Annotated in this window: 20 protein-coding genes; 7 read left to right on the top strand and 13 right to left on the bottom strand. The window is 73.8% G+C overall.

The window, feature by feature from the left end:
- Positions 1–106 precede the first annotated feature (106 nt).
- Positions 107–1,153, top strand: a complete 1,047-nt coding sequence (locus QMZ92_RS11785) for a PHP domain-containing protein (RefSeq protein WP_283297232.1) — start codon at positions 107–109, stop codon at positions 1,151–1,153.
- A gap of 360 nt (positions 1,154–1,513) precedes the next feature.
- Positions 1,514–1,900 carry a hypothetical protein gene (locus QMZ92_RS11790; protein ID WP_283297234.1) on the top strand — a complete coding sequence of 129 codons (387 nt, stop codon included), beginning with the start codon at positions 1,514–1,516 and terminating at the stop codon, positions 1,898–1,900.
- Positions 1,901–2,373: 473 nt separating this feature from the next.
- On the opposite strand, the gene QMZ92_RS11795 is transcribed toward QMZ92_RS11790, so the two are convergent.
- The 7 genes from QMZ92_RS11795 to QMZ92_RS11825 all read right to left on the bottom strand — a co-directional run bounded on the left by QMZ92_RS11795 (position 2,374) and on the right by QMZ92_RS11825 (position 8,596).
- Positions 2,374–2,820 carry an SRPBCC family protein gene (locus tag QMZ92_RS11795; RefSeq protein ID WP_283297235.1) on the bottom strand — a complete coding sequence of 149 codons (447 nt, stop codon included), beginning with the start codon at positions 2,818–2,820 and terminating at the stop codon, positions 2,374–2,376.
- A 142-nt stretch (positions 2,821–2,962) separates the two neighbouring features.
- Entirely contained in the window at positions 2,963–4,168 is a 1,206-nt protein-coding gene (locus tag QMZ92_RS11800; protein ID WP_283297314.1) for a cytochrome P450 family protein, read from the bottom strand.
- 26 nt (positions 4,169–4,194) lie between these two features.
- The gene (locus QMZ92_RS11805; protein WP_283297236.1) at positions 4,195–5,526 is read right to left on the bottom strand and encodes a cytochrome P450; all 1,332 of its coding nucleotides are present in this window, start codon (positions 5,524–5,526) and stop codon (positions 4,195–4,197) included.
- A 14-nt stretch (positions 5,527–5,540) separates the two neighbouring features.
- On the bottom strand, positions 5,541–6,227 hold the full coding sequence (locus QMZ92_RS11810; protein WP_283297237.1) for a GTP-binding protein: 687 nt from the start codon (positions 6,225–6,227) through the stop codon (positions 5,541–5,543).
- Positions 6,205–6,567: a DUF742 domain-containing protein gene (locus QMZ92_RS11815; protein ID WP_283297238.1), complete on the bottom strand. Its 363-nt coding sequence runs from the start codon at positions 6,565–6,567 to the stop codon at positions 6,205–6,207. Before QMZ92_RS11815 ends, QMZ92_RS11810 begins: the two co-directional genes overlap by 23 nt.
- Positions 6,564–7,010, bottom strand: coding sequence for a roadblock/LC7 domain-containing protein (locus tag QMZ92_RS11820; RefSeq protein ID WP_283297239.1), 447 nt, complete (start codon positions 7,008–7,010; stop codon positions 6,564–6,566). The genes QMZ92_RS11815 and QMZ92_RS11820 overlap by 4 nt, the downstream gene beginning before the upstream one ends.
- Entirely contained in the window at positions 7,007–8,596 is a 1,590-nt protein-coding gene (locus QMZ92_RS11825) for an ATP-binding protein (protein ID WP_283297241.1), read from the bottom strand. The genes QMZ92_RS11820 and QMZ92_RS11825 overlap by 4 nt, the downstream gene beginning before the upstream one ends.
- A gap of 355 nt (positions 8,597–8,951) precedes the next feature.
- Here QMZ92_RS11825 and QMZ92_RS36330 point away from each other — a divergent pair, with 355 nt between their 5' ends.
- Positions 8,952–9,434, top strand: coding sequence for a SecDF P1 head subdomain-containing protein (locus tag QMZ92_RS36330; protein WP_502962040.1), 483 nt, complete (start codon positions 8,952–8,954; stop codon positions 9,432–9,434).
- On the opposite strand, the gene QMZ92_RS11835 is transcribed toward QMZ92_RS36330, so the two are convergent.
- The 3 genes from QMZ92_RS11835 to QMZ92_RS11845 all read right to left on the bottom strand — a co-directional run bounded on the left by QMZ92_RS11835 (position 9,386) and on the right by QMZ92_RS11845 (position 12,540).
- Positions 9,386–10,150, bottom strand: a complete 765-nt coding sequence (locus QMZ92_RS11835) for a hypothetical protein (protein WP_283297242.1) — start codon at positions 10,148–10,150, stop codon at positions 9,386–9,388. The genes QMZ92_RS36330 and QMZ92_RS11835 overlap by 49 nt on opposite strands.
- A gap of 626 nt (positions 10,151–10,776) precedes the next feature.
- On the bottom strand, positions 10,777–11,652 hold the full coding sequence (locus QMZ92_RS11840) for a class II fructose-bisphosphate aldolase (protein WP_283297243.1): 876 nt from the start codon (positions 11,650–11,652) through the stop codon (positions 10,777–10,779).
- Positions 11,653–11,655: 3 nt separating this feature from the next.
- Positions 11,656–12,540: an SIS domain-containing protein gene (locus QMZ92_RS11845; protein ID WP_283297244.1), complete on the bottom strand. Its 885-nt coding sequence runs from the start codon at positions 12,538–12,540 to the stop codon at positions 11,656–11,658.
- A gap of 130 nt (positions 12,541–12,670) precedes the next feature.
- Here QMZ92_RS11845 and QMZ92_RS11850 point away from each other — a divergent pair, with 130 nt between their 5' ends.
- Both QMZ92_RS11850 and QMZ92_RS11855 read left to right on the top strand, forming a co-directional pair.
- Entirely contained in the window at positions 12,671–13,450 is a 780-nt protein-coding gene (locus QMZ92_RS11850) for a DeoR/GlpR family DNA-binding transcription regulator (RefSeq protein ID WP_283297245.1), read from the top strand.
- A 97-nt stretch (positions 13,451–13,547) separates the two neighbouring features.
- The gene (locus QMZ92_RS11855) at positions 13,548–13,910 is read left to right on the top strand and encodes a DUF952 domain-containing protein (protein WP_283297246.1); all 363 of its coding nucleotides are present in this window, start codon (positions 13,548–13,550) and stop codon (positions 13,908–13,910) included.
- Between the two features lie 169 nt (positions 13,911–14,079).
- Here QMZ92_RS11855 and QMZ92_RS11860 read toward each other — a convergent pair whose 3' ends face one another.
- A complete protein-coding gene (locus QMZ92_RS11860; protein WP_283297247.1) occupies positions 14,080–15,072 on the bottom strand; it encodes an MASE1 domain-containing protein in 993 nt (330 codons plus the stop codon).
- Positions 15,073–15,244: 172 nt separating this feature from the next.
- The gene (locus QMZ92_RS11865; RefSeq protein WP_283297248.1) at positions 15,245–16,102 is read right to left on the bottom strand and encodes a PP2C family protein-serine/threonine phosphatase; all 858 of its coding nucleotides are present in this window, start codon (positions 16,100–16,102) and stop codon (positions 15,245–15,247) included.
- Positions 16,103–16,242: 140 nt separating this feature from the next.
- On the opposite strand from QMZ92_RS11865, the gene QMZ92_RS11870 reads away from it, so the two are divergent.
- Positions 16,243–16,668 (top strand): nuclear transport factor 2 family protein, encoded by a 426-nt coding sequence (locus tag QMZ92_RS11870; protein ID WP_283297249.1) that lies wholly within the window; start codon positions 16,243–16,245, stop codon positions 16,666–16,668.
- A gap of 68 nt (positions 16,669–16,736) precedes the next feature.
- On the opposite strand, the gene QMZ92_RS11875 is transcribed toward QMZ92_RS11870, so the two are convergent.
- The gene (locus tag QMZ92_RS11875; RefSeq protein WP_283297250.1) at positions 16,737–17,603 is read right to left on the bottom strand and encodes a YhjD/YihY/BrkB family envelope integrity protein; all 867 of its coding nucleotides are present in this window, start codon (positions 17,601–17,603) and stop codon (positions 16,737–16,739) included.
- 205 nt (positions 17,604–17,808) lie between these two features.
- Here QMZ92_RS11875 and QMZ92_RS11880 point away from each other — a divergent pair, with 205 nt between their 5' ends.
- Positions 17,809–20,541 carry a SpoIIE family protein phosphatase gene (locus QMZ92_RS11880; protein ID WP_283297315.1) on the top strand — a complete coding sequence of 911 codons (2,733 nt, stop codon included), beginning with the start codon at positions 17,809–17,811 and terminating at the stop codon, positions 20,539–20,541.
- Positions 20,542–20,644: the final 103 nt, after the last annotated feature.

Below are 20,644 nucleotides of genomic sequence, written 5' to 3' on the forward strand. Positions count from 1 at the left end.
GGCGGCGCACGACAGGGCGCCAGGCGGCCGCCCGGCGCAGGGCGCTGGCGCGGGCGGGGCGGCGGCCGCGGCCCGTTTCCGCGGCCCGTGCTGACGGCGCCCGGCCATGGACCCGGTGGAAGCACTGGACCGGATCGCTTTCCTGCTGGAGCGGTCCGGCGCCCCCACGTACCGGGTGCGTGCCTTCCGGACGGCGTCGGCGGCGGTCACGGCCCTGGGCGAGGACGAGGTCACCGGACGCGCCGCGGCCGGCTCGCTGGAGTCGGTACGGGGCCTGGGGCCCAAGACCGCCCAGGTCGTCCGGGAAGCCCTGGCCGGACAGGTGCCGACGTATCTGCGACGGCTGGAGGAGGATACGGGCGCGCAGCCCGACGAGAACGCCCCGGGAGCACGGCTGCGCGCGGCGCTCCGCGGCGACTGCCATCTCCACTCGGACTGGTCCGACGGGGGCAGCCCCATCGAGGCGATGGGGCGCGCGGCGGCCGCCCTCGGCCACGAATGGGCCGTGCTCACCGACCACTCCCCCAGGCTCACGGTGGCCCGCGGGCTCAGCCCGGAGCGGCTGCGCGAACAACTGGACGCGGTCGCCGAACTCAACGGCACCTGGCAGCCGTTCCGGCTGCTCACCGGCATCGAGTGCGACATCCTGCCGGACGGCTCGCTCGACCAGGAGCCGGAGCTGCTCGACCGGCTGGACGTGGTGGTCGCGTCCGTGCACTCCAAACTCCGCATGGAGGAACGGCCGATGACCCGGCGGATGGTCGCCGCGGTGACCAGCCCGCTCGTCGACGTCCTCGGGCACTGCACCGGACGACTGCTGACGGGGCGTGACGGAGGGCGCGGACGGCCCGAGTCGGAGTTCGACGCGGACGAGGTGTTCGCGGCGTGCGCCGAGTCCGGCACGGCGGTGGAGATCAACTGCCGCCCGGACCGGCTGGATCCGCCGCGCCGGCTGCTGCGGCGCGCCGCGGATGCGGGGGTGCTCTTCACGATCGACACCGACGCCCACGCCCCGGGCCAGCTCGACTGGCAGATCAACGGCTGTGCCCGGGCCGAGGAGTGCGGGGTGCCGGAGTCGCGCGTGGTCAACACCCGAGGCGCGGACGAGGTGCTGCGCTGGACGCGGACCGGGGAACTTCCGGGCGCGGACTGAGCGGCGCGGCGACGTCCGCGACGCCGGTCGGGGTCGGGTCCGGGCCAAGAGCGCGCCGCTCCGCGTGGCTCCGGACGGCCGGCGGCGCGGGGACGGGGGCGGGGCTCGCGCCGCGACGGGATCGACTCGGCCCGGCTGCACGACTCGACGATCCGGGTGGCCGGGTCACCTCGTGGCTCGGGCCGAAGGGGCCCCTGCGCCCCGGAGGGGGGTCGGTTCGCTCCACCACCGGACGGCACCCGTACGGACCGAGCCGCACCGCTCTCGTCGCGTTCCGCCCCGTCCGGCAGTGTGCCGTTCCGGCCCGGAAGTGCGACCTTGGAGTGGGACGTCCGAGTGTGAGAGAGGACGGGGATCACCATGGCCGTCATCGACAGGCACGAGGAAGTATCGGTTCAGCTCACCGGTGCGCCCGAGGACGCCGACGCCGTCTTCGCCGCGCTGCTCGCGGCCTACCCCTGCGACCGGGATGCCGAGGAGCACCCCCACCAGGAGGGCCGGGGCGGCCATCCGACGATCTGGTCGGCGACCTACGACGTGGCCCCCGCCGACGCCTCCGGCCCCGTGGCAGCCACGGCCCTGCATCGGCCGGTGGGAGCCGAGCTGTCGGGCTCGTACGCGGCGGTCGACCGGCTCGCACGGGCCATGACCACGGGTTTCTCGGTCGAGGTGGAGCACGCGGTCTCGGGGGACGGTGAGAAGCAACTGCGACTGCGGCTCGATTCGTCGCCCGCCGCCGGCGGCTGAGCCGAGCGCACGAGGCCGGACGGAAAGCCGGAAGCGGGGAGCCGTACCCGGCCGGAACGGCCAGGGGGCACCGGCCGGCATCCCCGTGTGCATCCGGACCCGCCCCGCCAGCGGTCCCGGCCCGGCCCTGGTGGGCGTCCGGGCGGTGGACCGCACGGCGAGTCGGCAGAGCCGTGGATGCGGCACTGCGACACGCGGAGATCTCCGGCACGTCGGGCAGGAGGGCCGGGCGGTGCCCGGACGAGCGCACCGCCCGGTCCTCGCGCCTCGGGCACGCGGCCACCGGCACGCCTCCCACGGCGGACCGCAGACGCGGTGGGCCGCCGACCACAGTAGGACCGTGCACAGCCGGCAGCCCGCCGCGCGACGGCCGAACGCCAGAGGCCGAGAACGCCGCACACGGCCATGAACCACCGCCCGCGGACACGCCGCACACGGCCGTGAACCACCGCGAGCGGGCGGCCGGCGCGCGCTCAGGACGCCTCGACCGCCGCCTTGATGCGCCGTGCGAAGTCGTCCGCGTCCTTGCGCGCCGCGCTCAGCGCGAGTCCGACGAGCAGTTTGCCGAGGCCGTGGCCCTCCAGGGTGTTGAACACCGTGAGCCTGGTCCGTCCGGTGTCGACGGCCTCCAGGTCGTAGCCGCCCTCGGGGGCCGTCACCAGGTTCTTCGAGACCTCCGTCCAGCGGATCCGGCGCGGCGGCTCGAACTCGCTGATCCGGAACTCGCGCGAGGTGGTCATCCCCGCGTCCTTCACCCTGCTGCGGTAGACCGTGCCCACGCCAGTCGGGCCGTCGGTCGCCCTGGTCATCTCCTGCACCCGTGGGCTGAACTTCCGGTCGTTCTCGCCGTCCGCGAGGAAGGCGAACACCTCGTCGACCGGGCGGTCGATCACGACCGTCCCCTCGAACCGTCCGGCCATGCTGACTCCCTGTCCTTCGGCGCCGAAGCTCTTCCGGTGCTCGATACCACTCCAGCCTGCGCCGGGCCTCGGTGACGGGGCCGGTCGGCCTGCTCCGAACGAGTGAAGCGCCACCCGGGTCCACGGAAGCGGTCCGCGCCCCTCAAGCCAGGGGCCGGACCGGAAGCTCCTGGACGCTGTTCCCCACGAAACTGGCGTGCCGTGCGAGTTCCGGCTCCGGTACGGCCAGGTCCAGCCCGGGGAACCGGGTGAACAGCCGCTCCAGGGCGATGGCGGCCTCCATACGGGCGAGCGGTGCCCCGAGGCAGTAGTGCGGTCCGTGCCCGAGGGAGAGGTGGCGTGACACGGACGCCCGGGTGACGTCGAAGCGGCCCGCGTCCGGCCCGTGCGCGGCCGGGTCCCGTCCGGCGGCGGAGTATCCGGCGAGGACCGGGGTGCCCTTCGGGATGACCGTGCCGTCCAGGGTGATGTCCCGTGTCGGGTAGCGGAACGGGAAGTAGCTCACGGGGCTGTCCCAGCGCAGGGTCTCCTCGACGACGTCCGCCCAGCCCGCGCCGCCCGAGCGGACCAGCTCCAGCTGGTCCCGGTGTGCGCACAGCGCACGGACCGCGTTGGTGATCAGGTTCAGTGTCGTCTCGTGGCCCGCGACGATCATCAGCAGCAGGGTGCCGATGAGTTCGTGTCCGCTGAGCCGGTCGCCGTCCTCCTCACGCGCGGCGATCAGCGCGCTGGTGAGATCGTCGCCCGGATCCTCCGCCCGCGCGGCGGCCACGGCGCCGAGCACGTCGACCAGCTCCCGGTTGGCGGCCATCGCCTCCTCGGGGCCGATGTCGGTGGCGACGACCTGGTTCGAGAGGTGGTGCAGCCGCTGCTGGTGCTCGGCGTTCACACCCAGGAGTCCGCAGATCACCCCCATGGGCAGCGGCATGGCGAAGTGCCGGCGCAGATCGGCGACGCCGCCGTGCTCCGCAGCGGCCCGGCCGAGGCCGTCCAGCAGCTCCGCCGTGACCGCCTCGACACGGGGTCGCAGCTCCGCGACCCGCCGTGCGGTGAACGCCTTGCTCACCAGCGACCTGAGCCTGCGGTGGTCGTCCCCGTCGGCCGTGGTCATCCCTCGTACCGTGGCGAAGGTCTTCAGCGGCCAGCCGTCGGCGATCCGGCCCTCCCGCAGCTCGGCGAAGTGCTCGGCGCCCTTGGCGACATCGGGGTGGGCCAGGAACTCCCTGAGCGCGTCGTGGCCCAGGACGGCCATGCCCGCCACGTCGCCGGGTAGGACGACGGGAGCCACCGCCCCCCGCGCCAGCAGCCGGGCGTTGTCCGCGTGCGGGCAGCCACCGGCCGGGTCCATCCGGTGCGGGGTGCTCGGTGAGGTGTTCAACGGGCCTCTCCTGTCTGTGGGGCGGCCGGATGGCCGGGACGGGCGGTGCGGGCCTGCTCGCCCGGTCGCGGGGTCCGGGGCGGCTGAGGATCGGTGAAGCGGACGGGGAGGGCGGCCAGCCCCTTGCTCCAGGGCGACGACACCCAGGCGAGCTCCGACTCGTCCACGGCCAGCTCCATGTCGGGCAGCCGGTGCCGGACGGTGTCCACGGCGGTTCGGGTGATCAGCCGGGCCGGGTCCTGAGCCGGGCACGTGTGCGGTCCCGCGCCGAATGCGAGATGGGAGCGGTTGCCGGTGACGGGGCCGCCGGGGGGCAGCACGGCCGGGTCGGCGTTGGCGGCGGCGAGCCCGAGGATCAGCATGTCGCCGGCCCGGATGGACTGGCCTCCGAAACGGAGATCGCGGGTGGCGTAGCGGGCCGGGAAGTTCTGCGTCGGCGGGAAGCGCCACAGCACGAGGTCGAGTGCGTCGTCGAGGCTGAGGTGTCCGCCCGTCAGCGAGGAGCGGAGCGCAGGGTCGCAGAGCAGGATGCGCAGGGTCGTGGCGATCCAGTTGACGGTGGTCTGATGGCCGGCGACGAACATGACCACGAGGTTGTGCAGCACCTCCTCGTCGGTGAGGCGCGCCGGGTGGTGCAGCAGGGACGAGGTGATGTCGTCACCGGGCCGGGTCCGCTTCCGGTCGATCAGGGCGAGGAGTATCGCGTTGATCCGCCTGCTCGCCCTGCCGGAGTCGGCCGTCGCGGCGGCCAGGCCGGAGATCGCGTGGACGAGCCGACTGCCGGTCCGCGTGTCCAGTCCGAGGAGTCCCGTGATGACCTGCAGCGGAAGCCGGTGCGCGTAGTGTAGTACGAGGTCGGCCTCGCGGCGCTCGGCGAACGACGCGATCAGTTCCTCGGCGGCGGACCGTACGCCTCGCCGCAGTTCGTGTCCGTCGATCCCGGCGAGGGCGTCGGAGACGGCGGCCCTCATCCGGCGGTGCTGCTGACCGTCGGCGAACAGCAGCGCGGGCCGCCATCCCACGAACGGCAGGATCGGAGAGTCGCGCGGCACCCGGCCCTCGCGCAGCAGGCTCCAGCGGCGCGGGTCGTGCGAGAAGTCCTGTTCGTCGCGGGTGAGCCGGAGCAGCTCGCGATGGCCGAGCACGAGCCAGGCCTCGATGCCCGGCGCGACGGTGACGGGGGCCACCGGGCCGTGGTTCCTGCGGAGTTCCTCGTACAGCGCGGGCATGGCGTCGCCGTCGAGGTGCGGCCCGTACAACGCGGTGGCGGTGGGGCGCCGTCCTCCGATGCCGGAGGGCGGCGGCGAGTAGCCGTGCGGGGTGGTCATCGAGGCCTCCCTGGTCACGAGGATTCCGTGGCGGCGTGGACGAGATGGCGTACGAGCGCGATCAGGGCCAGCACCGAGGAGCGCGCGTCGCGGGCGTCGCAGCCGACCAGCGGGGTGCTGGGCAGCAGGTCGAGCGCGACGCGCAGATCGTCCTCGGAGTGCTCCGGGCTGCCGGGGAAGGCGTTGACGGCCACGGCGAACGGAAGGTCGAGGTCCTCCAGATTGCCCAGGGCGTCGAAGGACGCCGCCGGATCGCGGGTGTCGACGAGGGCGAGGGCACCGAGCGCGCCTTTGGCCAGATCCCGCCAGGCCGGCAGGAACCGCTGCTGACCCGGGGTGCCGAAGAGGTAGAGCACGAGGTCGCCGTCGAGCGTGATCCGGCCGAAGTCGAGGGCGACGGTCGTGGTCGTCTTGGTACGCCCGCCCAGGGTGTCGACGCGGGCGCCGGCCCGGGTCATCAGCGCTTCCGTGGACAGCGGCCGGATCTCGGACACGGTTCCGATGAGCGTCGTCTTGCCCACTCCGAGCGGGCCGACGACGAGGATCTTGGCCGCGCCCGCGACGCCCGGTGCGAGGTACTTCCCACCCGGTTCCGTCCCCGGGGACGGCCCGGGGACGGCCGCCGCTCCCCCTGGCGGCCGCGTGGCCGGTGCCCCGGCGGCGCTGCCGGCCAAGGCGTCAGAGGCGGCTTTCGAGGCCATGGAGCACCTTTCTCAGCGTGGTCACGTCGGCGCGTTCGGCGCGGGGCACCGGCGGACGGGACAGGATGAGCCCCCAGTCGAGGAGGTCGGCGAGCAGCACCTGCACCACCGACGGCGGCTGGCCCAGGTGGGCCGCCACCTCGGCAACGGACAGCAGCCCCTGGCAGTGCGTCAGGATCATGCGGTACTCGGGCTGGAGGGTCTCCGGCGCGGCGGTGCCCGTGGCCGTCACCAGCGTCTCCCAGGACAGCGGCGCGCCGGCGGCGGCCACGCGACCGCCGGTGATCACGTAGGGGCGTACCGCACGGGTGGTGGTCCGCCCCTCCGGGTCGTCCGTCATGACGACGGGTCCGCCGGATCCCGGGGCCCGGTGCTCAGATGGGTGCCGATCCTCGCCACCAGCACCTGCATCTGCTGGGCCACCAGGCCGACATCGGCTTCGGTGCCGGTGGCGACGGCGAGGTGGGCGCCGGCCCCGGCGTGGGTGAACAGGACGAAGCCGTGCTCCGACTCCAGCATCAGCTGGCGCACCCCGGCACCGCCGCCGAACAGCAGTGCCGCCGTGGAGCGGCCGGTCATCGTCATCGCGGCGCACGCCGCGGCGAGCGACTCGGCCTCCGGGACGCCGAGCAGGGCGACCGGTCCGGTGAGGTCCTCGGCGGACGCGTGGCCGAGACGCAGCCCGTCCTCGGACACCACCACGGCGTGTCGCACTCCGGGGACGTCGGTCAGCGGGCGCAGCATCCATCCGAGGTCGGGCAGCCTGGTCACGGCTCCGGTCACTGGCGGCCTCCCTCGTGGTCGGTTCGGTGGTCGGTTCCGCGATCGGCCGCGCGGGGTGTCGGCGTGCCGTTCTCCAGAGCGGCGCGGCCCCGGCGTGTCCCGGACACCACGCCCGAGATCGAGGCGCGGGCCGCCTCGGGGGTCCAAGGGGTGCCGGGGTCCGGAGGCGACGGCGCGCCGTGGCTCTGTCCGGTGCCCCGCTCGGGCCCCGGTTCGCGTCCGCGCCTGCTGCGGCGCCGCGGCAGTCCGCCGGGCGGGGGCGCCGGCCCGTCGGCGGGTGCCGGACCTACGTCGCGCGGCGTGGCGCCGGGCGCCGCTGACCCGGACCCCGGACCGCCGCCCGGGACCGGGTGGCCCGTCGCGGGAAGCCCCGTTGCCGAACCGCCGCCCGGCGGTACGGGACCGGTTGCCGGTCCGACGCCGGGCCCGACACCGGACGCCGGGCCGGACGTGCTCTGGACCGCCGGGTCCGGGCCGTCCGACCGGGGGTGCGGCTCCCCCTCTCCGGTCGCCGGGCGCGACGGCGCATGCCCGGGCGCCCGCGGTTCCACCGCCGGCTCGCGGCGGAGCGGAGCGGGGTTGGCCAGCGGCTCGGTCAGCAGCCGGTGGGGTACGAACGTGACGGCGCGGGTTCCGCCGTAGGCGGAGGCGGACGTCAGCTCCACGCTGAACCCGAGCTCGCGGCCCCAGCGGCCGGCGCAGGCGAGTCCGAGGCGCGGCACCGCGCCGAGCCGGGCCAGATCCGGGTCGTCGCGGAGGTGTGCCGTGGCCTGCGCCAGGACGTCCGGCGGCATACCGAGGCCCGCGTCGTCGATCTCGACGACCGCCCCCGCGGCCACCTCCCGGACGGTGACCACGACCTGGGTGCTGGACGGGGAGAACACCGTTGCGTTCTCCAGGAGTTCGGCGACGGCGTGCATCAGCCCCTCGACGGCGGGCGGCACGACGTGGAGGGTCTGGCCGCCGTGCACCTCGACCCGGCCGAACTCCACGATGCGCGACTGGGCACCGCGGACGCAGTCGTAGAGGGACACGGGCCGGCTCTCCCGCCTCGCGGGCCAGATGCCGCACATCACGAGCAGGGTCTGGGCCTTGCGGGTCATCTGGGCGGCCGCGTGGTCGGCCTTCATCACCTCGGCCATCAACCGGGGGTCGTCGATGGAGCGTTCGATGTGGTCCAGCACCTGCTGCTGCACGGTCGCCATGGCGTGCATGGTGCGGGCGACGGACTCGAATGCGGACTGCACCGAGTCCCGCAGGGCCCGCTCCCGGCGTACGGCCTCGTCGGAGCCGAGGGCCGTGACGACGGCGGCCAGGGCCCGGGCGAACGCGGCGCCCAGCTCGGCGTCCGAGCCGACGGGGCCGGGCACGCCGTCCAGGAGACGGCCGGTGCGCGTCCGTTCGGCGATGGCCGGCACCCGGACTGCGGCCAGATGGGCGATTTCGGCCTCGCGTGCGGCCGCGAGCCCCTCCGCCCGCGCCCGTACCCGCTGTTCGGCAAGCAGCCTTCGGCGCAGGGACAACGCCCACATCAGCAGCGCCAGGGCGGCGACCCCGCCACCCCCCGCGATCAGCAGCCCGACCATGACACGACGCTTCCGGATAACGCGACCACGCCAGAACGAGTCCCTTCCAGACCGCATACGGACTCCCCCGGCGATCGGGGGGCATCCAGATCCTACGGTCAACCAGCCAATCTTCGAACGCCAGTTGTGCAACTCCCGTCACTTTCCGCCAACACGAGTGCGGGGGTTCGATGGCTTTCAGTGGCGGTTTGTCGCATAGTGAGCCCGGTACCGCCTCGCCCGCCGCGAGTGCGGCAAGCGGGTCGGACAGGGGGCCGTTCATGCGTACGCGGCGTGTGCCGGCCGTTCTCCTCACCGCGTTCCTCAGCGTGCTCGGGCTCCTGGGCGCCCGAGGGGAGGAGATCCCGGGCTGCGGGTGCTGCCCGACGAGCAGGGCCGGCAGGTCGCGCTCGGTGCAGCAGCACTGTCCGGAGCGGGCGTCGAGGACGCGGTGGCCCGGTTCGACTCGCAGCAGGGCACGGGCTGGCACGTGGCCGTGGACTTCACGGGCGGGGCGGCACGCGACTGGGCCGGGCTGACCGGCCGTGCCGCCGGGCCGCCCGGCCGCGGTGTGCGGCACGGACCGGGTGACCGGAACGAGGCACTGGTGGCCGGAACGCGGACCGGCGATCCGGACACGCGGCCGGCCCGCCCGACGGTGTTCACCGTCCGGCGGGCCGGGTTCCCGTTTCCGGGGCCGGGTTCCCCAGGTCGGCCCCGGGCGAGGCCTGCCCGCGGGACGGGCCGGCCGCCGCGGGACCGCGGACCCGCCCAGGACGCGCCGAGCCCGGGACAGCGGCCGCGCGCCGGTCAGGACCTGCCGGCCGACTCGATCGCCTTCGCCAGCTTGGCGGTCTGACGGCCGTGCAGGTCCTCGGGAAGGTCGGCCTTCTTCGGGTCGAGGAGGTTGAGCGTGAAGTACACCGCCACGTTGCGCCCCTGCCGCACGGCGGTGATCTGCATGGGCATCGAGGAGCCCTGTGCGGTGCCGGTCATCCTCCAGGAGACGGCCTCGTCGCCGCCCTCGGGCGCCTCCTCCTCCTTCACGGCCACGTACTTCACCGACGTACCGCCGCTGTTCCCCGAGGTGGTGAAGCCGGCGCCGCAGGTGGCGAGCGCCTTGCGGACGTCCGAGAAGGTACGCCGCGCGTCGTCGCCCTCGTACGAGAAGAGGCTGACCGTCGTGGTGAGGCCGGGCGTCCCCGTGGAGACGTACGAGCGGCTGGCGAAGTCGACGGCCTCGGGCGTACGGGCCGTACCCGACGCGGTCATGTCCGCGAGGGGCCGGCACTCCTCCCGGTCGGACTTGGGCCGCACGTTCGGCGGGCTGATCTCCTGGGCCTGGTAGGAACGCAGCTCGGAATCGGTGACGAGCGCCTTCCTGATCGTGTCGCCGCGGAGCACGGCCATGCCGGCGCCGGCCTTCTCGGGCCCGGCGAGCGGTTTTCCGGTCGGGGAGGAGGAGCCCTCCTTGTCACCGGAGGAGGTGCAGCCGGTCAGCAGCGCGGCGGCCGCGACGCCGGCGAGCGCGAGCGCGCCGCCCCGCCGGAGGGCCGGAGGTGTGATGTGGGGCATGGGAATCCTGTCGGTTCGGTTCGGCGGCGGGCGGCTCGCTGTTCCCGTGGCGCCGGGCGTCCGTTCCATCGAGCCCACTCCGCCGCCCGCGGGAAACGGGTGGCGAGGAGAGTGTGTCCCGGATCACGCGGCGAAACCGGGAGGGGCCGGGCTCGGTTGGTCCGTTCCGGTGGCCGTGCACCCCGGATTTCACTGGACCCGCCGTACGACGCGCAGCGGGTGTTCCTTGCGGTCGAGCGGATCGTGGCCGGTGCGCGGCCGGACCGGGGCGGCTCCGGCGACCGGGGCGTACCGTTCGAACGCGCTCCCGGCACACGAACGCGCTCTCCGGCACGGCGTCTCCGCGGATCGGTCCGGGAAGCCGCTGCTCCAGGCGGTGCACCCGGCCCGCGGGGATCCCGCCGTCGAGCGTGTACGACGTGCCGTGCGGTGCGGTCGTCCGCGGCACCACGTGCTGCCTGCCGAGCAGGGCGAGCACCGGGCCGAGGGGGTCGGCGGGCATGTCGGGCCGGAAGCGGCGCGCCTGTTCGTGGACCCGGGTGCCGGCCCGGCGCAGGGCGCCCCCGAGACGAGGCGCGACCGGCTTTCGGGCCGGGCACCGAGCGCGGGGCGGGTACGGGCGCCCCTCAGACGACGGGGACGGGCTCTCCCGCGCCGCGCAGGACACCGATCAGCGCGGTGACCGTCTCGGCCATCGCCCGGCGGCCGACCGACAGGTACTTCCGCGAGTCCACGGCGTCGGCGTTCGCGGCCAGGTAGTCACGGATGGCGGAGGTCATGGCGAGGTTCAGGGCGGTGCCGATGTTGACCTTGGCGATGCCTCCGGACACGGCGGCCGTCAGTTCCCCGTCCGGAACGCCGGACGAGCCGTGCAGCACGAGCGGTACGTCCAGGGTCCCGGCGAGCCGGGCCAGGAGCCCGTGGTCCAGCGAGGCGGTGCGGGCGGTCATCGCGTGCGAGCTGCCGATGGCGACCGCGAGTGCGTCCACCCCGGTCCCCTCGACGAACGCGCGTGCCTCTTCGGGATCGGTACGGGCCCCGGGAGCATGGGCGTCCAGCGGCGGGGCGCCCTCCTTGCCGCCCACCTCCCCCAGTTCGGCCTCGATCCAGAGGCCGCTGCCGTGTGCCCACTCGGCGGCGGACCGGGTTGCGGCGAGGTTCTCCGCGTACGGCAGGTGCGCGGCGTCGTACATCACGGAGCTGAACCCCGCGTCGACCGCCTGGCGGAGCAGTCGGTCGCTCGTGACGTGGTCGAGGTGCAGGGCGACGGGAACGCCGGCCTCGGCCGCCGCCTCGGCGGCGGCCCTGGCCAGCGGCCGGACCCTGCCGTAGCGGTACTTCACGGCGTTCTCGCTGATCTGGAGGACGACCGGGGAACCGGCGGCCTCCGCGCCGGTGATGACCGCTTCGGCGTGTTCCAGCGTGATGATGTTGAAGGCGGCGACGGCACGGCGCCCGACGGCGGCCGCGGCGACCAGCGTTCCGGTTTCGGCGAGCGGCACGGGTCACGCTCCGGAGAGGATGACGGAACGGGTCAGATGGCGGGGCCTGTCCGGGTCCAGGCCCCGTGACTCGGCGACGGCGACCGCGAGCCGCTGGGCGCGGACCAGTTCGGCGAGTGGATCCAGGCCGCCGGCGACCCACCTCCCTCCGGTGGCGTGCACCTCGTCGGCGAGCCCGGCGGGCGCGTCGCCGATCATCCAGGTGGCGGTGCCGCGGGTGGTGACGCTGATGGGGCCGTGCCGGTACTCCATGGCCGGATAGGCCTCGGCCCAGGACGCCGACGCCTCGCGCACCTTGAGCGCGGCCTCGTTGGCGAGGCCGACGGTCCAGCCGCGGCCGAGGAAGGTGAACTGCGTACAGGCCGTGAGCCGTTCGGGAAGCGGTTCGGCGAGGGCGACCCGGCAGTCGTCGACGACGGCGTCGGTGTGCAGGCCGGAACGGGCGCGCAGCAGGGTGAGCGCGGTGGTCGCGAAGCGCGTCTGGACCACGGACCGCTCGTCGGCGAAGTCGAGGACGACGGTCTCGTCGGCCGCGGTCATCACGGGCGTGGCCGGGTCGGCGGTGACCGCGGTGGTACGGGTGCGACCGCGCAGCCGGCCGAGGAGTTCGAGGACCTCGGTGGTGGTACCCGAACGGGTGAGGGCGACCACCCGGTCGTAGGAGCGGCCGGCGGGGAACTCGGAAGCGGCGAACGCGTCCGACTCTCCTTGTCCCGCGCTCTCGCGCAAGGCCGCGGCCGCCTGGCTCATGAACAGGGAGGTGCCGCAGCCGACGTACGCGACCCGCTCGCCGGCGGCCGGGAGCGGCCCGCCCTGGGTCGCGGCGAGCTCCGCCGCCCGGGTCCAGCACTCCGGCTGGCTCGCCAACTCCTGCGCGACATGGCTCATATGCGTACTCCACTCTTCGAGTGTGTGCGTGTTTTTGCAAGATAGCGCGAGATTTCAAGCATCTTCAAGCATCACGGCGGGTCCTGTGTGCGCTAGGGTCACCACGGACGTTCGAGGAAGGGAGCGGTGGATGTCGCGCGACGCCCGCTGGACGGCGCTGCTGGAACTCCTGGTGGAGCGGGGCCGGCTGGACGTCGAGGAGGCCGCGGGGGCCCTGGACGTCTCGGCCGCGACGATCCGGCGCGATTTCGACCGGCTGGCCGAGCAGCAGATGCTCGTCCGTACCCGGGGCGGCGCGGTGGTGCACGGCGTGTCGTACGAACTCCCGCTGCGCTACAAGGCGTCGCGGCACGCGGCGGAGAAGCAACGCATCAGCGCTGCCGTCGCCGAGCTGATCGCGCCCGGCGAGGCGGTCGGGTTCACCGGCGGCACGACGACCACCGAGGTCGCCCGGGCACTGGCCGCCCGGCCCGATCTGGCCTCGGGCACCCCCGCGCTCACGATCGTCACCAACGCCCTCAACATCGCCAACGAACTGGCGATCAGACCCCAGTTCAAGATCGTCGTCACGGGCGGTGTGGCCCGTCCGCAGTCGTTCGAGCTGATCGGCCCGCTCGCCGACGGGGTCCTGGGCCAGATCACCCTGGACGTGGCGGTCCTCGGTGTGAACGCCTTCGACGTGGTGCACGGCGCGGCGGCACACGACGAGGACGAGGCGGCGATCAACCGGCTGCTGTGCGAGCGCGCCCGGCGGGTGATCGTCGCGGCCGACTCGACCAAGCTGGGCACCCGGGCCTTCGCCCGCATCTGTGCGACGGAGCAGGTGAACACGCTGGTCACCGACTCCGCCGTGCCCGAGGGGACGGCGGACGGGTTCGCGGAGGCCGGGGTGACGGTCGTCCGCGCCTGAACCCGTTGCCCCGGCGTACCGGCCGGGTCCGGGTCCGTAGCGCCGTCCGGCGCCGGCCTGGCCCGGCGCGCGCCCTCCGCGGCGCTATAACTGACGCATGATCATGCATGTGGTTCCGCTCGACGACTGGCTCGCCGTCCCGGAACGGCCGTACGCGCCCGCGTCCCTTCCCGCGGAGGGCTTCGTCCACTGCTCGCCCGACGAGGCCACCACACTCGCGGTCGTCAACGCCTTCTACCGCGATGCGCCCGGACCGCTGATGGCCTTGCTCATCGACGAGACCAGGCTGCTCGCACCGGTCCGTCTCGAGCCGGCGGACCCGGCACCACCGCCCGGGGTCGCCTCCGGCACTCTCTTCCCACACGTCTACGGACCGATCGACCGCTCGGCGGTCGAGGGCATGCTGGAGATCCAGCGCGACGGAACGGGCCGGGCGGTGGGTTTCGCCCCCTGGGCCTGAGGCGCCGGGCAGGGCCGTCCCGTGGCGCGCGGGGAACCGCCCCGCTCCAGCACGAGGCCGTCCGCACGCCGTGGTCCGGCCGGACCCCGGCGGCAGCGGCCCCGGCGACCGGCGCCGCCGCCGGGGCCGCCGCTTCGGGTCCGGCAGCCGTCCGGACTCCACCGCTTCGTCAGAGGTCCTTGTCCTGTGGTGGCGGCCAGCGGCGGGCAACGCCGCTGCCCGGGACCAGCCGGTCCACCACCTCCGCGAGTTCGCTGCAGGCCAGCTCGATCTTGCGGCGGACGGAGATCTGCTCGCTGACCACCGCGGAGAGCAGCAGACCGGTCAGCGCCGCCGAACCGTTGAGGGCCTGGAGAACGCTCATCACGGCGAGCATCCCGTGTCCGTCGAAGGGCCCCTGCCCCTCGGTCGCCGCCGAGATCGCCAGGACCGACACGATCAGCACGCACGGTGCGGCCCCGAGGAGCTGGAACCGCAGCGCGGCCCACATCAGCAGGGGGAAGACGAGGAACAGCAGCGCGACGGGCGTACGGGTGACGGCGTACGCGACGACGGTCACGCTGACCACCAGGCACACCGCCTCGGCCCAGCGCCCGGGAGACAGGCCAACGGGCCGGCCGACGGTCCGGCATACGAGCAGCAGCGGGGTCACCACCAGCACGCCCATGGCGTCTCCGACCCACCACGCCGACCAGATCGGCCAGAACCCCTCGGCCGGGATCTGGCCGGAGAGCAGCAGCACTCCCGCTCCCACCGTCGCGCTGATCAGCATGCCGGCCAGCGCCCCCAGGAACACCAGCGCCAGCCCGTCGCGCAGCCGGTCGAGCTCGGTCCGGAACCCCACCCGGCGCAGCATCAGGTAGGCGCAGACCGGGGCGAGGCTGTTGCCCGCGAGGATGCCCAGGGAGTGGGCGCGGAACGGGCTGATCGCCAGGATGACGAAGAGGGTTCCGAGGGCGATGCCCGGCCAGATCCGCAGACCGAACCAGAGCAGGCAGGTCAGGGCGATACCCGTGGGCGGCCAGAGCGGGGTGACGACCGCCCCTTCCACGACCAGCTGCAGCGTGAGTCCGACGCGCCCGGCCGCGTAGTAGGCGACGGCGACGCCGAGCATCAGGATGACTACCGCGCCGGAGCGGTGGAGGAGCTGGTTACGGGCCACAGCAGCCATCACACAACGCCGCCGTGCACGGGCGTGCCGTGACACGCGCCGACGGACCGGAAGGATCGGACGGACGAAAGCCGGCCGGATCCTGCGTAGGGTGCGGGGTCGGACCGGATCAGGCGGTTGACCGGCCCGTGGCGCCGCACCGGCGGGAGGACGGACCGTCGCGTCAGACGGACGGCGAGGGCCGCCGCAGCCGGCCCGCCGCCGCGTCATGGCGCAGGACGAGCACCGCCGCGTCGTCGGTGTGCCCGGTGAACTCGGCCGCCTTCATCACCTCGGCGGCCAGGTGGTCGGCGGTCAGCGCCACGGCCGCGCCGGCCCCGACGACCCGGGTGACCCTCGCCAGCCCCGCCTCGACGGGTACGGCCGGCCCCTCTATCACCCCGTCCGTCAGCAACACGAACGCCCCGCTCTCGGTGAGCCTGCGTCTGGTCACCGGATACACCTCTCCCGGTTCGATGCCGAGCGGAAGGCCGCCGATGTCCTGCATCGGCTCACAGCGGCCGTCGGCGAAGACCCGCACCCCGGGGACATGGCCGGCGCGGGCGCTCTCCAGCACCCACTCCGAGGGATCGAAGCGGAGGAAAGTGCACGTGGCGAACAGTTCGCGGGCCACGGACACCAGCAGGTCGTTCGCCCGCGCCAGGATCTCGCCCGGATCGGTGGCCGCCAGCGCGACGGCCCGCAGGCCTATCCGGATCTGCCCCATGAAGGCCGCGGCCTCGACGTCGTGCCCCTGGACGTCCCCTATCGAGAACGCGAGCGACCCGTCGGCCATGACGAAGCCGTCGTACCAGTCGCCGCCGACGTCGAGCCCGTCCCGGGCCGGTGTGTAGCACGCGGCGGTCTGCAGCCCGGGGACGGACGGCAGCGTTTCGGGCAGCATCTCGCGCTGGAGGGCTTCCGCCAGGTCCACCCTGGCGCGCTGGCGCTCAGCGCCCTGCCGTGCTTTCGCGGTGAGCAGTCCGAGCGTCGTCAGGAGGTCGTCGGCGCTCGCCGATCGCGGAGGACGACGCCGCGTCATGGACCTCTCCGGAGCATCGGTTCCTACGGAATCCGTCGTTCATCTTACGTGCGGCTCCGCCGGACCGCTTGATGAAGTGCCTCTCAGTCAAGAAGATGATTACTCACATTATTGAGTAGCACGACAGAGGGAGCACACCGATGGAGACCGCCGACCGTTTCCGCACCGCCGTGGAGAAGCGCGACCTGGCCGCGCTCGACGACCTGTTCACCTCCGACGTCCGCTTCTACAGCCCGGTGAAGTTCACGCCCTTCGAGGGCAGGACCATGGTTCTGGGGCTGTTCGGCGTACTGCTGCGCACCTTCGAGGACTTCCGCTACATCGGGAGGTTCGACGGCACCGCCGAGACCAGCGCGGACGGCAGCGAGGCGCCCTCGGAGATCCTGCTCTTCCGGGCGACGGTGGGCGGGAGGGAGATCCACGGCATCGATCTGCTGCAGTACGACGAGTCCGGCCGCATCAAGGAGTTCACGGTGATGGTCCGGCCGCTGTCGGCCCTGCGGACCCTGAGCGAGGCCGTGCTCGCGGGCCTCGTCGCCGACGGCCTCGTCCCCGGCCCGGCCTAGGATCCTCAGGTGGCCGGGGCCGGGGCCGGGGCCGGGGACGGAGCCGGGTCAGGGCCGCCGGGGCCGGGTCAGGGCCGTGGCGGTGCCTGCTGCTCGGCCGCCAGCCTGCGCCGTACCAGGCGCTCGTGGTGCAGCCGCCCCACGAGCGCCCCTCCGTACACCACGAACCCGACCCCGACCAGCCAGGACTGCACCACCAGCACCGTCCCGATCGGCCCGTAGGTCACCGCGTTGGACGCGATCAGCGGCGAGAACACGAACTGCGAGAACACCCGCAGCCCGAGCAGCCCGAACGCCGTCGCGGCGGCCCCCGGGGCCAGGGCCCGCCAGCGCAGCCGGCCGCAGAGCAGCAGCCGCTGCGACCACCAGAAGAACAGGAAGGTGCCGATCAGATCGGCGGCCGGGATCAGCGCCTGCACCACGACGGGGGCCCGGGGCGGCGTGGGCGTGTTGACGAACATCAGCAGCGCCGCGACCAGCACCGCCAGCCAGACGACGTGCCGCCACATCGTGTGCCACCGCGCGGTCGGCAGGTCCCACACCCGTTCGTAGCCGGTCTGCACCGCCGAGCCGAACGTCACCCCGAACGCCGCCAGCGCGGCCAGACCGAGCGCCGTGGTCCGCTGCAGGGCCTCCCCCGGCAGGCCGAAGAGCTCCTCGACCTCCTCCTGCGACACCTCCGAGACCCCGAGGCCCTGGACCAGCCACCTGGCGAAGCCCTGCCCGCTCGCCGGGTCGGCCGCGGCGACGACCACCAGCAGCGGCACGATGGTCAGGAAGCAGAGCGCCGCGAAGCCCATGGCACGGTGCAGCAGCTCCATCTCGCGTCCGCGGTTCCAGGCGAGGCCGACCACGGAGGTCCGCACTCGCCGGTGGAGCCGCGCGAACCAGTGGCCGGTCCGGCCGTCGTCCGGCTCGCCGAATCTGAAGGGCATGTGCCGTCGCTACCCTCAAGCGCACCATGAGCAGACTGGCGTGCCGCCGAACGGGTGTCCCCGGGACGCGGGCCGGATCGCCTTCCGCACCGGGCCGGCGTTCCCGTGCTGCCCGATCCGGGCGAACGGTCGCCCGGGACGGCGGCCCAGTGCTAGAACTGGGGACATGATCGGACGTCCCCGCCGGTCCTGGTGGACGGCGGTCATGCCGTCCAGCCGCCCGCGACCGCCCGGCCGCCGTGAACGCCCGGGGTGGCGCCGACGTCTGCAGACCCTGCTCAGCATGCACAGTCTGGCCACCCAGGTGTTCCTGCTGCAGGCCGTCGTGATCATTCTGCTGGTCGTCGCCGCGGCGGTCGCCCTGGTCCTGCAGGCGCGCTACGACAGCTACGAGGACGCCCGCAACCGCTCCCTCGGCGCCGCCGAGGCGTTCGCGTACGGCCCCGGCACGGCCGCCGCGCTCATGTCCCCCGACCCGACGGCGGCACTGCAGCCCGCTGCCGAAGAGGCCGCGCGGGGCGCCGGCGTCGACTTCATCTCCGTCCTCGGCACGGACGGCGTCCGCTACACCGATCCCGAACCGCAGCTGATCGGGAAGCGGGTGGAGGGGGACATCTCGCGGGCGGGCGCCGGCGAGGCGTTCACCGAGACCTTCGAGGGTGAGCCGCGCGACGCCGTCCGGGCCGTCGTTCCCGTGCTGGACGGCGACCGCAGGGTCGTCGGCCTGGTCTCCGCGGGCATCCAGGTCGCGAACGTCGGGGAACTGCTCGACCTCCAGATGCCGATCCTGCTGGGTTCGGCCGCCGGCGCGCTCGTGCTCGCCACCGGCGGGGCGGCCCTGGTCAGCCGGCGGCTGCGGCGCCAGACCCATGGGCTCGGCCCCGCCGAGATGACCCGGATGTACGAACACCACGACGCCGTCCTCCACGCGGTGCGCGAGGGCGTGCTGATCGTCGGCGGGGACGGCCGGCTGCTGCTCGCCAACGACGAGGCCCGGCGCCTGCTCGGTCTGCCGCCCGACGCCGACCGACGCCGTGTCGGCGAGCTGGGCCTCGGCCCCGGCATCACCCGGCTCCTGGTGTCGGGCGGGGAGGTATCCGACGAGGTGTTCCTGTCCGGGGACCGGCTGCTGGCCCTCAGCACACGGCCCACGGCACCGTACGGGGGTGTGACGGGACTGGTCGCCAGCCTCCGGGACACGACCGAGCTGCGTGCCCTCTCGGGCCGGGCGGAGGCGGCCAGGGAACGGCTGACGCTGCTGTACGAGGCCGGGGTGCGGATCGGCACCACCCTGGACGTGCGCCGGACGGCGAGGGAGCTGGCGGAGGTGGCCGTACCCCGCTTCGCGGACTTCGTGTCGGTCGAGCTGCTCGATCCCGTACTGCGCGGCGACGAACCCGCCGGCCTCGGCGCGATGCGGCGCACGGCACTGAGCGGCATCCGCGACGACCATCCGCTCCAGCCCGTCGGCGACGCCATCCGGATCAACATCACGCCGATGAGCACGGCGCTGGCCAACGGCCAGGCGCTGCTGGAGCCCGATCTGGCCGCGTCGAAGACCTGGGGCAGCGAGGACCCGGAGGGGCGGCGGCAGGCACTGGAGTACGGCATCCGGTCGCTGGTCACGGTCCCGTTGCAGGCACGCGGCGTCGTCCTCGGCCTGGTCAACTACTGGCGGTCCGAGGACGCGCCGCGGTTCGACGAGGACGACATCTCGTTCGCCGAGGAGCTCGCGGCCCGCGCGGCCGTGGCCATCGACAACGCCCGGCGCTACACCCGAGAGCACGCGATGGCCGTCACACTGCAGCGGAGTCTGCTGCCGCGCGACCTTCCGGAGCAGGACGCGCTCGACGTCGCCTGGCGGTACCTGCCGGCGCAGGCGGGCGTCGGCGGCGACTGGTTCGACGTCATCCCACTGCCGGGGCTCCGGGTCGCCCTGGTCGTCGGCGACGTGGTCGGGCACGGGATGCACGCCGCGGCCACGATGGGGCGGCTGCGCACGGCCGTGCTGAACTTCTCGTCCCTGGACCTGCCGCCCTCCGATCTGCTGGCCCGCCTGGACGACCTGGTGCTGCGCATCGACGCGGACCAGCCCCCGGAGGCGGAGGGCGAACGCGTGCAGGTGACGGGTGCGACCTGTCTGTACGCGATCTACGACTCGGTGAGCGGGCGCTGCACCCTCGCGCACGCCGGCCATCTCGCACCGGCGGTCGTCGACCCCGAGGGCCGGGTGGTCTTCCCGGAACTGCCCGTGTCACCCCCGCTCGGCGTGGGGGGCCATCCGTTCGAGGAGACGGAGCTGGACCTGTCCGAGGGCAGCCGGCTCGTCCTCTTCACGGACGGTCTGGTCGAGGACCGGCAGCGCGACGTGGACGAAGGGCTGGCGCTGCTCCGTGACGCCCTCACGCGGCCCGGGCTGACGCCCGAGGAGACCTGCGTCGCCGTGATGAGCGCGCTTCTGCCCGACCAGCCGAGCGACGACATCGCGTTGCTCGTGGCGCGCACACGGCTGCTCGACCGGTCCCGGGCCGCGGAGTGGGACGTGCCGCTCGACGTCTCGGCGGTGTCCCGCGTACGGGCCGAGGCGGGCCGGAAACTCACCGAATGGGGCCTGGAGGGCTCGGTCTTCGTCGCCGGACTGGTGCTCAGCGAACTGCTCACCAACGCCATCCGCTACGGCACGGAGCCGGTACGGGTACGGCTGCTGCACGGGCGCACGCTGATCGTCGAGGTGTCCGACGGCAGCAGCACCTCTCCGCACCTGCGGCGCGCTGCCGCGACCGACGAGGGCGGCCGGGGGCTCTTCCTGGTGGCCCAGTTCTCCCAGCGCTGGGGAACGCGCTATGTCAGCCCCGGCAAGATCATCTGGGCGGAGTTGTCGCTGGGCGGGGAGCTGCCGGAGCCGGTGATGGTCTTCGACGAAGAACTGGCCTGGTGAGGGCGTCGCCCGGCCTTCCGGGGGCCGGACCCCGCACGGACCGCCGATCCTTCCCGACTGCCCGGCCCGGGGGTCGCCGGGACTTCGGGCACGGGCCCTGAGG

The sequence above is a fragment of the Streptomyces sp. HNM0645 genome (assembly GCF_030056615.1).
GTDB classification, from domain to species: Bacteria; Actinomycetota; Actinomycetes; order Streptomycetales; family Streptomycetaceae; genus Streptomyces; species Streptomyces marianii.